This window comes from Salinicoccus sediminis, from assembly GCF_000986795.1.
GTDB lineage: Bacteria > Bacillota > Bacilli > Staphylococcales > Salinicoccaceae > Salinicoccus > Salinicoccus sediminis.
The window spans coordinates 1-15498 of the sequence record NZ_LAYZ01000001.1; the positions used below are offsets into that span (position 1 = coordinate 1).

18 protein-coding genes and 1 pseudogene are annotated in these 15498 nt (G+C 50.7%); 17 read left to right on the plus strand and 2 right to left on the minus strand.

Translation table 11 applies throughout. The annotated features are described in order from the left end of the window. Together WN59_RS13680 and WN59_RS00010 are read left to right on the plus strand one after the other, a co-directional pair. Nucleotides 1-432 (plus strand): annotated as a pseudogene (locus tag WN59_RS13680) (Stk1 family PASTA domain-containing Ser/Thr kinase); the annotation flags it as partial. A 67-nt stretch (nt 433-499) separates the two neighbouring features. Continuing rightward, nucleotides 500-1771: a cytochrome P450 gene (locus WN59_RS00010; RefSeq protein WP_046510725.1), complete on the plus strand. Its 1272-nt coding sequence runs from the start codon at nt 500-502 to the stop codon at nt 1769-1771. Nucleotides 1772-1864: 93 nt separating this feature from the next. Here WN59_RS00010 and WN59_RS00015 read toward each other — a convergent pair whose 3' ends face one another. Beyond that, on the minus strand, nt 1865-2170 hold the full coding sequence (locus WN59_RS00015; RefSeq protein WP_046510727.1) for a rhodanese-like domain-containing protein: 306 nt from the start codon (nt 2168-2170) through the stop codon (nt 1865-1867). A gap of 96 nt (nt 2171-2266) precedes the next feature. On the opposite strand from WN59_RS00015, the gene rsgA reads away from it, so the two are divergent. Genes rsgA through WN59_RS00035 form a run of 4 tightly spaced genes read left to right on the plus strand, consistent with a single transcriptional unit; the run spans nt 2267 to nt 5135 of the window. Then, nucleotides 2267-3133, plus strand: coding sequence for a ribosome small subunit-dependent GTPase A (gene rsgA / locus WN59_RS00020; protein ID WP_046510731.1), 867 nt, complete (start codon nt 2267-2269; stop codon nt 3131-3133). Between the two features lie 2 nt (nt 3134-3135). Further along, nucleotides 3136-3780, plus strand: a complete 645-nt coding sequence (rpe, locus tag WN59_RS00025; RefSeq protein WP_046510736.1) for a ribulose-phosphate 3-epimerase — start codon at nt 3136-3138, stop codon at nt 3778-3780. A gap of 5 nt (nt 3781-3785) precedes the next feature. Continuing rightward, complete coding sequence (locus WN59_RS00030) at nt 3786-4415, plus strand: thiamine diphosphokinase (RefSeq protein ID WP_046510739.1); 630 nt, start codon at nt 3786-3788, stop codon at nt 4413-4415. A gap of 18 nt (nt 4416-4433) precedes the next feature. Then, on the plus strand, nt 4434-5135 hold the full coding sequence (locus tag WN59_RS00035) for a DUF554 domain-containing protein (protein WP_046510743.1): 702 nt from the start codon (nt 4434-4436) through the stop codon (nt 5133-5135). Between the two features lie 102 nt (nt 5136-5237). Here the strand turns inward: WN59_RS00035 and rpmB are convergent, their stop codons facing one another. Next, nucleotides 5238-5426: a 50S ribosomal protein L28 gene (gene rpmB, locus WN59_RS00040; protein ID WP_046510746.1), complete on the minus strand. Its 189-nt coding sequence runs from the start codon at nt 5424-5426 to the stop codon at nt 5238-5240. 195 nt (nt 5427-5621) lie between these two features. Here rpmB and WN59_RS00045 point away from each other — a divergent pair, with 195 nt between their 5' ends. From WN59_RS00045 to WN59_RS00095, 11 genes are all read left to right on the plus strand, one after another. Next, nucleotides 5622-5990, plus strand: a complete 369-nt coding sequence (locus WN59_RS00045; protein WP_046510750.1) for an Asp23/Gls24 family envelope stress response protein — start codon at nt 5622-5624, stop codon at nt 5988-5990. A gap of 22 nt (nt 5991-6012) precedes the next feature. Then, complete coding sequence (locus WN59_RS00050) at nt 6013-7647, plus strand: DAK2 domain-containing protein (protein WP_046510752.1); 1635 nt, start codon at nt 6013-6015, stop codon at nt 7645-7647. A 70-nt stretch (nt 7648-7717) separates the two neighbouring features. After that, nucleotides 7718-8383, plus strand: a complete 666-nt coding sequence (gene sdaAB, locus WN59_RS00055; protein WP_046510754.1) for an L-serine ammonia-lyase, iron-sulfur-dependent subunit beta — start codon at nt 7718-7720, stop codon at nt 8381-8383. A 13-nt stretch (nt 8384-8396) separates the two neighbouring features. Then, on the plus strand, nt 8397-9269 hold the full coding sequence (gene sdaAA / locus WN59_RS00060; RefSeq protein ID WP_046510756.1) for an L-serine ammonia-lyase, iron-sulfur-dependent, subunit alpha: 873 nt from the start codon (nt 8397-8399) through the stop codon (nt 9267-9269). Then, entirely contained in the window at nt 9269-11242 is a 1974-nt protein-coding gene (gene recG / locus WN59_RS00065) for an ATP-dependent DNA helicase RecG (RefSeq protein ID WP_046510758.1), read from the plus strand. The genes sdaAA and recG overlap by 1 nt, the downstream gene beginning before the upstream one ends. Then, a complete protein-coding gene (locus WN59_RS00070) occupies nt 11239-11883 on the plus strand; it encodes a class A sortase (RefSeq protein WP_046510761.1) in 645 nt (214 codons plus the stop codon). Before recG ends, WN59_RS00070 begins: the two co-directional genes overlap by 4 nt. A 127-nt stretch (nt 11884-12010) precedes the next feature. After that, nucleotides 12011-12592: a transcription factor FapR gene (gene fapR, locus WN59_RS00075; RefSeq protein WP_046510764.1), complete on the plus strand. Its 582-nt coding sequence runs from the start codon at nt 12011-12013 to the stop codon at nt 12590-12592. Beyond that, a complete protein-coding gene (gene plsX / locus WN59_RS00080; protein ID WP_046510767.1) occupies nt 12585-13565 on the plus strand; it encodes a phosphate acyltransferase PlsX in 981 nt (326 codons plus the stop codon). Before fapR ends, plsX begins: the two co-directional genes overlap by 8 nt. Next, complete coding sequence (fabD, locus tag WN59_RS00085) at nt 13562-14467, plus strand: ACP S-malonyltransferase (RefSeq protein ID WP_046510769.1); 906 nt, start codon at nt 13562-13564, stop codon at nt 14465-14467. Before plsX ends, fabD begins: the two co-directional genes overlap by 4 nt. After that, nucleotides 14460-15194 (plus strand): 3-oxoacyl-[acyl-carrier-protein] reductase, encoded by a 735-nt coding sequence (fabG, locus tag WN59_RS00090; protein WP_046510773.1) that lies wholly within the window; start codon nt 14460-14462, stop codon nt 15192-15194. Before fabD ends, fabG begins: the two co-directional genes overlap by 8 nt. Before the next feature lie 33 nt (nt 15195-15227). After that, entirely contained in the window at nt 15228-15464 is a 237-nt protein-coding gene (locus tag WN59_RS00095) for an acyl carrier protein (protein WP_017548510.1), read from the plus strand. Nucleotides 15465-15498: the final 34 nt, after the last annotated feature.

Consider the following 15498-nt stretch of genomic DNA (forward strand, 5'->3'; position numbering starts at 1 on the left):
GAGGGCCATATCATCAGCCAGAGTCCGAACTATGGCGGTTTCCTTCCCGGTTCGACCATCCAGATGGTTGTATCCCGCGGCCAGGAGCCCGGTGAGAAGCAGTATGTACAGAACATCACGATCCCTTATCTGAAAGAGGAGGGTTCATCCGCAGAGGAAGCCGAAGAAGATCCGTCGGAAGAAGAGTCTTCGGAGAGTGGAAAAGGTGACAAGGAAGAAAACGCTTCAGAAGAGGACTCAGAACCTGAGCCGCAAACTGTTGAAATTTTCATCGAAGACAAGGATAATGACATCAGTACGGCCGCCGACACCTTTGAAATGACTGAAGAAAGAGAGTACAGCATCGATCTGACGATTGAAGAGGGGGAGACGGCTTCCTACAAAGTTGTAATCGACGGTGAGACTGAAATAGAAGATGAGATTCCATATTAGTAATTGTTGGCATTGGGTCAACTGTTTATATATAATGGTATGGAAACTGAAATTTGGAGGAGAGTTTATGGGCACAATTAAGAGAGACAAAGGTCTCGACAACACTCTTAAAGTTATGAAACAGGGCTATCTCTATATAACCAACCAGAGGAAGCGCCTTGGAAGTGAAAATATTTTTGAAACACGGGCACTCGGCGGAAAAAAGATTATTGTCATCAGCGGTAAAGATGCTGCTGAATTGTTCTATGACAACGACAAGATCGAGCGTTCCGGCACACTGCCAAAACGTGTCGTGAATACATTGTTCGGTAAAGGGGCAATCCACACGACCACGGGTAAAAAGCATATTGACAGAAAAGCCCTGTTCATGTCCCTCATGACTGAAGGCAACCTGAAACATCTGAGGGAACTGACACGCAACCATTGGTACATGAATACCCAGAAGATGGAACAGATGGATCAGATCAACATCTACCGTGAGTCCATCGTGCAGCTGACCAAGATCGGGACCAAATGGGCCGGCGTACAGGCACCTGAGGAGAAGATTGAAGAGATTGCGACTGACATGGATGTCATGATCGACTCCTTCAAAGGTCTCGGCGGAAAATTCAAAGGATATAAAGCGTCTGTGGATGCCCGCAAACGTGTTGAGGACTGGCTTGAAGATCAGATCATCCAAACACGCAAAGGCAAAATATTCCCTCCGGAGGGCACTGCACTGTATGAATTCGCCCACTGGGAAGACTATAAAGGAAATCCGATGGATTCCAGGCTATGCGCAATCGACCTGATGAACACATTCCGCCCGCTCATCGCCATCAACCGCTTTGTTTCATTCGGTCTCCTTGCGATGCATGAGCATCCGATTACGCGGGAGAAGATCAAGTCCGATGATGACTATGCATACATGTTCTCCCAGGAAGTAAGAAGGTTCTATCCGTTCGTTCCTTTCCTGCCTGCCAAAGCAAAAACGGATATACAGTTCGAAGGGCATCCAATTGAAAAGGATACAATGATTGCTCTCGATATATATGGAACGATGCACCGCGAGGACGTATTTGAAAATCCGGATGATTTCTATCCTGAACGCTTCAAGGACTGGGATGGCAGCCCGTTCGACCTCATACCGCAGGGCGGCGGCGACTATTACACAAACCACCGCTGTGCCGGAGAGTGGATGACGATCATCATCATGGAAGAGACGATGAAATACTTCGCCGAGCGCGTTACCTACGATGTGCCTGAACAGGATCTTACAGTAGACCTGAACAGTATTCCGGGTTACGTGAAGAGTGGTTTCATCATTGAAAACCTCCGCGAAGTCGTGGACCGCAAATAACAGGACAGTTCAAAGCAGCACCCGGCAGGTGCTGCTTTTTTGCATGGAAAAAGCCGGGTTCCATATGGAATCCGGCTTTCGTTACTCAAAGCGTCAAATATGATTGACCGGCCCTTCGTAGGCGGACATGCCGCCCAGGACATTCACTGCATCGTAACCGTTGTCGAGCAGATGGTTCTGTACGTTTTCACTGCGTTTCCCCGATCTGCAGATGACATAGTATTTCTTGTCTTTATCGAGGCTTGTTATGGTGCTCTCAAAGTTCGACATCGGATAATGCACCGCGCCCGGGATGAAACCCGTTTCCTCGAGCTCAGGCGTTTCCCTGACATCTATGAGGACGTTTCCCTCATCCCTGACTGCATCGCCCACTTTGCTGATATCAATTGTTTCTGCCATTTTAATACGCCTCCTGATATAGTAATGCACTACATATTTTATCATAAAGAATTAAACTGCTATAATAAAGTAAAACAATCCAAGCAGGGGTGAGATATGTTAAAAGGCAGAATCATTAAGGCGTTGAGCGGCTTTTATTATGTGGAGCATGACGGCTCGGTCTATGAGACACGCGCGAGAGGGAAGTTCAGAAAGACGCAGGAGACACCGCTTGTCGGGGATTTCGTGACGTTTCAGATAGAAAATGAAAGCGGCGGCTATATCAATGAAATACATGAGCGGAAAAATTCACTCATCCGTCCGCCGGTGGCGAACATCGACCAGCTCCTCGTAACGATGAGCATGAAATCACCGGATTTCAACTTTTATCTCCTTGACCGTTTCCTCGCCTATGCAGAAGCCCACGATATGGAGCCTGTCATCGTCATTACAAAAAAAGATCTTGATGACGATCCGGCAAAACACGAGGAGATCAGGGAAGTATACGATGGCATCTACCCGGTGCATTTCACCGATCAGGAACATATCGGAGAAGATCTGAAAGGGATCTTCCGGGACAGGCTGAGTGTGCTGGCCGGACAGTCCGGCGTGGGGAAGTCGACTCTGCTCAATACGCTCGTGCCGGACCTTGGGCTCGACACGGGTGAGATATCGTTTGCGCTGAACCGCGGCAGGCATACGACACGGCACGTCGAACTCGTCCGTACCGGCGGCGGTCTGATAGCGGACACTCCGGGTTTCAGTACGATAGAATTCACGGATATCGACAAGTACAATATCAAGTACTGCTTCCCCGATTTCAACGAGTACAGCGCATCTTGCAAATTCAGGGAATGTTCCCATATCAACGAACCAAAATGCGGAGTGAAAGCTGCCGTCGCTTCAGGTGACCTCACCGGAAGCCGTTACAGCAGCTACCTCGCAATCCATCAGGAAATAGAAAACAGAAAAGAGAGGTACTGAACATGGTTAAAATACTGCCCTCGCTGCTTGCAGCGGATTTTACAGCTTTGGGTGAAGATATCAGGGAGATGGAGACTGCAGGCGCCGATATTTTCCATCTCGATATAATGGACGGCCGGTTCGTCCCGAATATCTCCTACGGCCTGCCGGTGGTGGAGGCGATTGCAGAAAAGGCATCCATTCCGCTCGATGTCCATCTCATGACGCAGGAGCCGGGACAGTTCATTCCGGAATTTTCAGGGATGGGGGTGGATATGGTGTCATTCCACGTTGAGGCGACACCCCATCCGCACCGTGTCATGCAGCTGATTCAGAGCTACGGGATGAAGGCCGGGATAGTACTCAACCCCCACACTCCCCCAGACAGCATCAGGTATCTCCTGCCGGAAGTGGACTATGTGCTTGTCATGACGGTGAATCCGGGGTTCGGCGGCCAGGAGTTCATTTCTTCCTGCGTGGATAAAATCAGGGAACTCGATGGAATGAGGAAAAAGCATGGATATGATTTTGAAATAGAAGTGGACGGCGGCATCAATGATGAAACGGCCGGAATATGCACAGAGGCGGGTGCCGGACTGCTTGTCAGCGGCTCGCATCTGTTCAGTTCCCCGGATTGGAGAAAAGCTGTCGCTGCACTGAAAGGATAGATGATATGCACATCAATGTAGTAGTACGCGCTGAAGCGGATTATACAGCGGAAATACTGAAAGGAAGAGCCGGAGAGTCCTGGGCGGGGGTGGACCACGGTGTGGTGCTGCTGCTTGAGGCAGGAATCATGCCGGAGTACAGTTACGGCGACTTTGATTCGATCACTGAAGAGGAGAGGGAGTTCATCACCAGGCAGCTGGATATAGATCCTGTGCCGGCTGAAAAGGACGATACCGACCTTGCCCTCTGCCTGGGCGATCTCGTGGGGAAGGGCTACACTACCATCAATGTTTTCGGTGCGACGGGCGGCAGGATGGATCATGCCCTCGGAAACATCCAGCTGCTCATGCATGAAGCGCTCCGCACCACGGATATAAAGATCATTGACCGGCAGAATGTTATAAGCCTGCTGAGTGCGGGTAAGCATGAAGTAATGCGGCAGGAGGGGATGGAATATATATCCTTCCTGCCATATAATGATGAAACCGTACTGTCGCTCGACGGATTCAAGTATGAACTTGATGAAGAGCCGCTCGGATTCGGCACAACGCTTACGATAAGCAATGAATTTATAAATAATAAAGGAAATGTGTATACAGATAGCGACATTCTTATGATACAATCCATAGACTAGCATGAAAGAGGTGATCGGATGATGTTCATGGGCGCAGTTGCCAACGGTCTGGCAATTGTCATTGGAGGCCTGCTGGGGCTGATATTCACTTTCATACCCGAACCGATAAAAGATTCAATCATGAAAATCCAGGCGCTTGTCATCATGACACTCGGGATTCAGATGGTCGTCCAGGCGGAGGATATCATCGTGACACTCCTCAGCCTGATCATCGGCGTGGTCATAGGGGAAGTGATCCGCCTTGAAGAGCAGCTGAACCGCTTCGGTCACTGGATGGAGTTCAAGCTCGGGGATAAGCATGCCGGCAACCTTTCCCAGGGGTTCGTCTCGGGTACACTCGTATTCATCGTCGGTGCGATGGCAATCGTCGGCGGGCTCGATGCGGGTCTCAGAGGCTCGAATGAAGTGCTGTATACCAAATCGATCATGGATTTCTTCATTGCCATAGTCATGACCACGACCTACGGTCTCGGAGTGATCATCTCCGGGGTGCCGGCCTTCCTCTATGAATCGGGGATCATCGTCTCCGCTTCACAAATCGCCCGTCTCATCCCGGAGTATATACTCGATCAGATGATACTCCAGGTATCGGCAACCGGCGGCGTCATTTTGCTCGCCATCGGTCTCAATATGCTGAACGTGACGAAAATGAGGGTGGGGAACATGATCCCCGCCATCTTCACGGCAATGGCAATGGTCTACATCATAAATATTTTCTGAATCCGACCCCGGACCGCCGTCCGGGGTTTTTTGCACCCCGGATGGTATAATAAGGGTATAAAAAAATCCACCCGGGATATCCCGGATGGATCGTGTGCGGCATTATACGCGCTGTACTTTGCCGGATTTGAGCGCACGGGCGGAAACCCATACTTTTTTCGGCTTACCGTCAACCATGATTCTTACTTTCTGAAGGTTCGCACCGAAGCTTCTCTTGTTGGCGTTCATAGCGTGTGAACGGTTGTTTCCGGAAGCTGCTTTGCGTCCTGTGAAATAGCAGACTTTAGACATGCTGTCATCTCCCTTTTATAAAGATTTAGGTAATGATTGATTGCTTTGTTCATAGCATACTATAATATAATACATGATTGGAACTTGATTGACAAGTGATTTTATATTCATATGAAAATGGAAAACTGTTGGATTAAGCTTGTATTTACAGCATATTTCTGATTATAATTAAATGATGTGTCAGGGGGGAACGATATGACATTGGAAATAAGGAACGATATGGGCAGCATCGATATTGCAATCGATGTAATCGCAAACATCGCCGGCAACGCTGTAGTGGAGAGCTATGGAGTGGTGGGGATGGCGTCAAAGCACCAGGTGCGCGACGGTTTTGCAGAGCTGCTCGGTAAAGAAAATTATGCACGCGGTGTAATCATTGAAAATAATGAAGGCAACCTGGATGTGGACCTTTACATCATCGTCGGATACGGCATCAAAATATCCGAGGTGGCGGCGAACGTCCAGTCCACTGTAAAATATAATCTTGAAAAGACACTCGGACTGAATATCAATGCTGTGAATATTTATGTGCAGGGAGTCAGGATCATCAATTCTGAGGATTGATCAGGGAGGATTTACGATAGCAATGAATAAGATAGATGGCAAAATGTTTAAAAATATGATTTTGAGTGGTGCCGAAAATCTCCGGCAGCATGCTGAATATGTGGATTCATTAAACGTCTTCCCTGTCCCGGACGGTGATACGGGCACGAATATGAACCTCTCGATGACTTCCGGAGCGAATGAGGTCGAGGATAAGGACGAAACCCACATCGGAACGATTGGAAAATATTATTCGAAAGGGCTTCTGATGGGCGCGAGGGGCAACTCCGGCGTCATCCTGTCACAGTTGTTCAGAGGATTTTCAAAAGCGATCGAGGACAAAGCTGAAATCGGTGCCGCGGAATTCGCAGATGCGCTCGAAGCCGGCGTCAGGACAGCCTATAAGGCAGTCATGAAACCGGTCGAGGGCACGATCCTCACGGTTGCCAAGGATTCAGCTGCCGTTGCGGAAGGTGCTGCAGGTCAAGACGGCTCTGTAATCAGCGTGATGGAAGCGGTGATCAAAGAGGCGAGGGCTTCGCTCGAACGCACACCGGACCTGCTTCCGGTCCTAAAGGAAGTCGGCGTCGTGGATTCCGGCGGCCAGGGGCTTGTCTATGTTTACGCAGGGTTCCTTGCCGCGCTCAAGGGCGAGAAGCTGGAAATGAGGAGCGCGAAAGTGGATACGGAAAAATTCGTCGAGGATGAACATGAATTCGAGGAGTTCATGACGGCCGAAGACATTGAATACGGATTCTGTACCGAATTTATGGTACGTTTTGAAGAGGGGAAACGGGAATTCGACGAAGATGCATTCCGCAGCGACATGAGCGAATTCGGTGATTCCCTGCTCGTGATCTCGGATGATGAAATCGCCAAAGTCCATGTGCACACTGAAACACCGGGCGAGGCCATGACGTACGGCGCGACGTACGGTGAACTCATCAAGATGAAGATTGAAAACATGCGTGAGCAGTTCCGTGCAATCCAGGAGAAAAAGGGTCCAAAAGAGAAGAAGTCCTACGATACAGCGGTAATCACCGTATCGTCCGGCGAAGGAATCGACAGGCTCTTCAGGAGCATCGGTGCCACGCATATCATCGCCGGCGGACAGACGATGAACCCGTCCACAGAAGACATACTTAAAACCATCGAAGATGAAGATGTCAAAAAAGTCATCATCCTCCCCAATAATAAAAACATCATCATGGCCGCCGAACAGGCACGTGATATGCTGGATATTCCGGCAATCGTCATCCCGACCACATCCATTCCGGAAGGTCTTGCCGGCCTCCTGTCATATTCTCCGGAAGCGGAACTTCAGGACAACCAGGAAGCGATGCAGGAATCCCTTGAATATGTGAAGACCGGCCAGGTGACATATGCGGTACGTGATACTCAGATTGACGGCATGAAAATTAAAAAAGATCAGCATATGGGAATCAATGAAGGCAAAATCACAGCTGCGAATGATTCCCGGGAAGAAACATTGAAGACACTGATTGAATCAATGCTTGATGACGATTCTGAAATCGTCACGATCCTGATCGGCAAGGAAGGCAGCCGTGAGGAAGTGGACCGCATTGTGGAATCGATCGAAGCTGAATATGACGAGGTTGAATTTGAGGTTCACGATGGTCAGCAGCCGGTGTACAGTTACCTGCTATCTGTAGAATAGACATAATGGCCACACGGGTTGTACGATCCGTGTGGCCTTTTTGAAAAGCTCATCAATGAGGAGGATTACCATGAAATATAAAAGTGTATTTGACATTATCGGACCGGTGATGGTCGGACCATCATCCTCCCACACCGCCGGGGCGGCGAGGATCGGGCTCCTCGCCCGCAGCCTGTTCGGCGGACAGCCGGATCATGTGGATATATACCTTTACGGCTCATTCAAAGATACGTACAGGGGACACGGCACCGATGTCGCACTCATCGGCGGGCTGCTCGGCTTCGACACTGATGATGACCGTATCATCACAGCGGAGGAAAAGGCCAGGGAAGCCGGCATGCATGTCCAGTTCATAGAGATGGAGGAGGAACGCTCACACCCGAATACTGCACTCCTGCATCTCGTCAAAGGAAAGGAGCGGCTGACGGTGGAGGGCATCTCCATCGGTGGCGGCAAGATTGAGCTTGTGAGCATCAATGATTATGACATCAATGTATCGGGCAACTATCCGACGCTCCTCATTTTCCACAAAGATACTTTCGGTACGATTGCGCGCGTAACGACGATACTCGGCAACAACGAGATAAACGTCAGCCAGATGAATGTATCACGCAAGGAAAAAGGGGACATTGCACTGATGACGATCGAACTCGATGATGTAATCGAAGATTACATCATCGAAGAGATAAATGGAGCAGAAGGCGTTGACAGAGTCATAGAAATGAAAGAAAGTTAGGAGGGTCTGATATATGTTCAACAGTATAGATCAATTGGTGGAAGCGGCTGTAACACAGGAGAAGTCAATTGCGGATGTGATGATCAGCCAGGAGATGGAGGTGACAGGCCGCTCTTACCTTGATGTGTATAAAGATATGGAAAGAAACCTTGAAGTGATGGAATCCGCAGTGGAGGAAGGCATCGGCGGTGTCACCAGCACGACCGGGCTGACGGGTATGGACGCTGTGAAGATGCAGAAATACATCGACAGCGGTAAAGGACTGAGCGGCGATCTCACGCTTTACGCAATCGCCCACGCGGTCAGTACCAACGAAGTGAACGCAGCGATGGGCAAGATCTGCGCGACACCGACCGCAGGATCCGCGGGCGTCGTGCCCGGTGTATTGTTTGCCATGAAGGAGAAACATGACGTGTCCCGCGAGGACATGGTCAAATTCCTGTTCACTTCAGGGGCGTTCGGCTTCGTAGTGGCGAACAACGCAAGCATCTCGGGTGCCGCAGGCGGCTGCCAGGCGGAAGTGGGCAGTGCGAGCGCAATGGCGGCAGCCGCCCTCGTTGAAATGGCGGGCGGCACTCCGGCAATGAGTGCACACGGCTTTGCCATCGCACTTAAAAATATGCTCGGTCTGGTCTGCGACCCGGTGGCGGGGCTTGTGGAGGTTCCGTGTGTGAAGCGTAACGCAGCAGGTGCAAGTAATGCCCTCACTGCAGCAGACATGTCGCTTGCCGGCATCGAATCAAGGATTCCCGCGGATGAGGTTCTGGAAGCGATGTACAAGATCGGCCTCACGATGCCGTCGGCACTGCGTGAGACTGGACGCGGCGGTCTGGCGGGTACTCCGACCGGCCAGCGCCTGAAACAGGAAATATTCGGTGGTCAGTAATGGCCGCGATGTACCAGGTCATCACACCGCAGAAACCGGCGGCCATCCTGAAGGGCGTCGGTCCGAAAGTGGCGGAAAAACTCAGTTCAATAGGGATTGAGACTGTGAACGATGTGCTTTTCCATCTGCCGGCGAACTATGAGAATCTGAGCGTCATGAACTTGGCCGATGCAGAGAATAACGATAAGGTCACTGTGATGGGGACCGTCATGACAGAACCTGCCGTCGCCTACTTCAGAGGCGGGAAAAACCGCCTGACGGTTTTCATGGAAATCGACGGCATCTATGTAAAGGTGACATTCTTCAACCAGCCCTATCTGAAAGATAAACTTATCGTGGGGGAAGAGGCCAGACTGTCGGGGAAATATCTCAAGCACAAGCTTGAAATCAATGGACAGAGGCTGATATACGAAGCGGGCGGCGGATTCCGCGTGACGTACCCCATGGGGAAAGTGATGCATTCGAAGACTTTCAATAAGATTGTCGCTGAAGTCTTTGGTGGTTTTTCATTCAACTACGATCTCCCTGAAACCGTCAAGGCAAAGTACCGTCTGCTGTCGGTGAGAGAGGCTCTCAGGCTGATCCATTTTCCGAAAAGCCCCGCTGACATAAAAGAGGGGCGCCGGACGATCAAGTTTTACGAACTGTTCATGTTCCAGCTCAGATTGATGGAGAAACGGCAGAAAGAGCGGGTGAGGAACGAGCGTTATATCATAGACTATGATATTGATGAACTGAAAGCTTTCATCGATACTCTGCCGTTCGGTCTCACGGGGGACCAGAAGAAGTGCACCAATGAAATATGCCGGGACCTGAAACAGAATGTATCAATGCATCGGCTGCTGCAGGGGGATGTCGGAAGCGGCAAGACGATTGTCGCGGGCATCGCTGCATATGCAGTGAAGACAATCGGTGAACAGACGGCGGTAATGGTGCCGACGGAGGTACTTGCAAACCAGCACTATCAGTCCTTCACTGATACGTTCGAGGACCGTCTCACGATTGCCAAACTGACCGGTACAACGACAAGGAAGGAAAAGATGGAGATTGTGAGCCGGCTTGAGTCGGGTGAAATCGATCTGATCGTGGGTACGCACGCATTGATCGAAGATGATGTGCTGTTCAACCGGCTTTCCCTCATCATCACCGATGAGCAGCACCGCTTCGGTGTCAACCAACGCAAACGGCTGAACGACAAGGCGCACCGCAAGAACGTGCTCTACATGACGGCAACGCCGATACCGAGGACACTTTCAATCACAACTTTTGGAGACATGGATGTCTCAATCATCAGGGAAATGCCGAAAGGGCGCAAACCGGTCGAAACATACTGGAGGCGCTATGATGAGGTGGATGAAGTGATGGCGTCCATCGCCTCGGAAGTGAGAAAGGGGCACAGTGCCTACATCGTCGCTCCGCTGATTGAAGAGTCCGAGACACTCGATCTTAAAAATGTCCAGGAAATCTACCACATGTTCCTCGACTGCTTCGGGGAGGAACAGGTTGAACTGGTGCACGGGCGCATGAAACCGGCAGAAAAGAATGAAGGCATGGGCCGTTTCGAACGGCTCGAGAAACCCGTTCTTGTCTCTACAACAGTGATCGAAGTCGGCATAAATGTCCCGAACGCAACATATATGGTGATCTTCAATGCCGAACGCTTCGGCCTCTCCACACTGCATCAGCTGCGCGGCAGAGTCGGCAGGAGCGATATGCAGAGCTACTGCGCCCTCATCAGCGATCCGAAAACCGAGAATGCGAAACAGAGAATCGATATAATGACGTCCACGACCGATGGTTTCGAACTCAGTGAACAGGACCTTGAGATGCGGGGTCCCGGCGACTACTTCGGCGTCAGACAGAGCGGTCTGCCCGAATTCAAGGTTGCAGATCTTGCTGAAGATTACCGGATCCTCGAGCATGCACGCCTCAGTGCAATCGAACTGTCCGGAGAAATGAGGGAAGATGCATGAGAATTTTCCTGAGACTGGCCGGTGTCGCGATGATAATTTCAGCTGCCGTCCTTTTCTTCTGGCAGGACATACGTGAATTTTTCACCGACAGGGTCAATGACCGCATCATCGAAGCCTATCAGAATGGTGAGTCGTCGGTGGACGTCGGGCGCTTCGAATCGATGATCACCGGCGTCAGTACAAAAACCGGGGATGATGGTGAAGAAGCCCCCGGGGGCATCGATATCGGCGAAGGGATGGCCGGCGTAATGAAAATAGACTCCGCCGCCATCAATGAACCGGTATTCGAGGGCCCCGTCACCGAGGATAAGATGAAAAGCGGCGTCTCATTCGTGCATGAAACGGACCACCTTGATATGCAGAACATACCGATTGCCGGCCACCGCGTTGAAGGCGCCGGCATCCGTTTCAACTATCTGGACCGGGCGTCGGTCGGCGACCGGATTGAATTCATAACTGAGGATGGCACACGCGTATACGAAATCACCGATATATTTGATGTGAATCCATCCCAGGTGGAAGTCATGGACCAGCGGGAGGGCCAGCCGCAGCAGCTCACACTGATTACATGCGAGGACTACAACCCGGAGACGCTCCTTTTCGAAAAAAGGATGATCGTGAAAGCGACGATAGTGGAATGAAAGTTGCAATGGTTACTTCCTGAGAGAAGCAGCCATTTTTTTGTGACCTTTATATCAATTTTATTTGAAATCAGAAAGTCACTTATATATACTGATGTTAGTACCAACTACTAAATGAGGTCATCACATGGCAAGATACAAAAAAAAGGAACGGCAGGAACTCCTTTTGGAGAAGGTATCCACAGATCCTTTCCTGACGGATGAAAAGCTGAGCGAAGTTTTTGAAGTCAGCATACAGACGATCCGTCTGGACCGCCTCGAACTCAACATTCCTGAACTCAGGGAGCGGATCAAGCATGTTGCGAGGGAAGAGACGGAAAAGATAAGGAGCCTTTCACTCCAGGAAGTCATCGGTGAAATAATTGATATAGAACTGAATGATCATGCACTGTCGCTGTTCATAGTGGAAGACGGGCATGTATTCCAGAAGAATAAGATCACCCGGGGACATTATCTTTTTGCCCAGGCGAATTCGCTGTGTGTAGCGGTGATTGATGAGCCGCTGGCACTGACGAAGTCAGCCGACATAGAATTCACCCGGGCATCGAAGCTCGGTGACAAGGTGATCTCCAAAGCGGTGGTTGAGAAGATGGATGGGCATACGGCGATAATCACCGTGACATCCAGAGTGGAACAGAAACTTGTCTTCAAAGGGCGGTTTGAAATGTATTACACAGATGAAACTGATGAAGGTGAAAAAAATGGTTAAAGTGGCAGTAGATCTGATGGGCGGTGACAACGCCCCTGCTGAAATTGAAAAGGGTGTCCTGGCCGCCGTCGGGGAAGATGAAACACTGGAAGTGAAGCTGTACGGCACAAAGGGCGCATATACGGGGGATCATCCACGTGTCGAATTCATAGAAGTGACGGAAAAGATAGAGTCGGATGATGACCCCGTCCGCTCTGTCAGAAGAAAAAAGGACAGCTCGCTTGTCAGGGCCTGCAAGGCGGTCAAAGACGGAGAAGTCGCGGCATGTGTCTCGGCAGGAAACACCGGGGCGCTGATGAGTGCCGGACTTTTTGTCGTCGGGCGCATCCGCGGAATCGAACGGCCGGCGATCGGCACCCTGCTGCCGAGCACTGACGGACGCGGCATGATGCTTCTGGATATGGGGGCCAATGCTGAAAACAAACCGAAGCATCTCGAGCAGTTTGCGGTAATGGCGGATATATACATGCGTGAAATTGCGGGGCGTGATAATCCGACTGTGGGACTGGTCAATAACGGCAGTGAAGAGAACAAGGGCAGTGAACTGACCAAGGAGACATTCAAACTGCTCCGGGAGAGCGATATGAATTTCATCGGCAACTTTGAAACGCGTGACATCCTCTCAGGGGATGTCGATATCGCGGTGACGGACGGTTTTACGGGAAATGTCGTACTGAAGACGATTGAGGGGACGGCTTCTGCGCTCATGAGTGAAATCAAGGACGTTTTCCTTAAGAGTACAAAGAACAAGATGGCCGCAATGGTCCTTAAAAATGACTTCAAGGCCGTGAAGGATCTGCTGGATTACCGTCAGTACGGCGGCGCACCGCTTCTCGGGCTTGACGGCAATGTGCTCAAGGCACACGGGTCCAGCGACTCCGTCGCCATCGTCTCAGCCCTCAGGCAGGCAAGGAAGATGGCGGATTCACAGGCCATTTCAAAAATCAAAGAGAGAATCGAGGAGAATGCATGAAACGACTGATACTATTCCCGGGACAGGGCGCCCAGTACAGCGGGATGGCAAAAGACATCTATGAATCATCCTCAGAAGGACGCACGGTCCTGGATGAAATTTTCATGAACGTGGATTTTGATCTGAAATCGATCATGTTCGAGGAAGACACCCGTCTGAACCAGACGGAATACACACAGCCGGCATTGTTCGCCCACAGCATGGCGGTGCTTGCTGCCACCGGCATCAAAGGGGACATGGTCCTCGGGCACAGCCTGGGCGAGCTCCCAGCGCTTGTGCATGCGGGTGTACTGAACATTCAGGACGGCATCAGGATCGTTGCGAAGCGCGGAGCGCTCATGAGCAAATCAGAGGGCGGCGGCATGGCTGCCGTCATCGGCATGGAGCTTGCCGATCTCGAGGAGTTGTGCGATGAGCTGTCCACAGATGGCCGGCGTGTGCAGCCTGCCAACCTGAATGCACCGGATCAGACGGTGGTCTCGGGGGATGCATCACTGGTTGAAGAATTCGCAGCGAAAGCGAAGGAAAGGGGCGCGAGGCGTGTCATGCCGCTCAACGTCTCGGGGGCATTCCACTCCCATCTGATGGAGGACGCCAAAAAGGAATTCAGCGAGTTCGTATCGGATATAGAATTCAGCGCGCCGGTCATACCGGTGATCCAGAATGTGTCCGCGAAGCCGGAGACGGATCCGGATGTCATCAAGGCACAGCTCATTGAACAGATGACAAGTCCTGTCCGCTTCACAGAGTGTGTCCAGGCAGCGGTGTCAGAAGGAGCGGAGGAAGCAGTGGAAGTCGGGCCAAAGAAAGTCCTGAGCGGACTGATGAGAAAAATAGACCGTTCCGTAAATACGGTGAATATCGATACGATGGAACAGGCAAAGGAGTTTCTGAATGAGTAAAATTGCATTGGTAACCGGTGCTTCACGCGGTATAGGAAAAAGTATCGCGCTCAGCCTCGGTAAAGAGTATACTGTTATCGTGAACTATTCCGGGTCGAAGGAAAAAGCGGAGGAGACGGTGCGCGCGATTGCTGAGGCCGGCGGCGCTGCAGAGCCATACCAGTGTCACGTGCAGAACCATGATGATGTCAAGGCGATGATCAAATATATCACGGACACCTACGGCTCAATCGACCTCGTCGTCAACAATGCAGGGGTCACCAAAGACAATCTCCTCATGAGGATGAAGTCCGACGAATGGGACCAGGTGATCGATGTGAACTTAAAAGGCGCATTCAATGTGATACAGAGTGTGTCGAGGCCGATGATCCGTCAGAAGGGCGGCAGAATCATCAATATCTCAAGCATCGTCGGTTCTTTGGGCAATCCCGGGCAGACCAACTATGTCGCATCCAAGGCCGGCATAGACGGCATCACAAAATCAGTGGCGCGTGAGCTGGCACCCAAAGGCATTACCGTCAACGCTGTTGCCCCTGGCTTCATCGAAAGTGATATGACGGATGTCCTGTCTGAGGATATCAGAAGCCAGATGCTCTCCCAGATACCGCTCAATCATTTCGGTACTGTGGAGGATATTGCGGAGACTGTGAAGTTCCTTGCATCGGATGCTGCGAAGTACATCACAGGCCAGACCATCCATGTCAACGGCGGTATGTACATGGGGTAGGACCTGTGCTATTATTGGAGGGAGGTGAATTTGATGGCAAACTTTGATAAAGTAAAAGACATTATTGTCGACAAACTTGGTATTGATGAAGAGAAAGTGACTCAGGAGGCATCTTTCAAAGATGACCTCGGCGCTGACTCTTTGGATATTGCTGAACTGGTTATGGAGCTCGAAGACGAATTCGAAATGGAAATTCCGGATGAGGAAGCTGAAAAGATCAACACAGTAGGCGATGCTCTTAACTACATTGACAAATTGGAAGCAAACTAATCATAAAATCCACTTTCCGGAGTGGATTTTATTT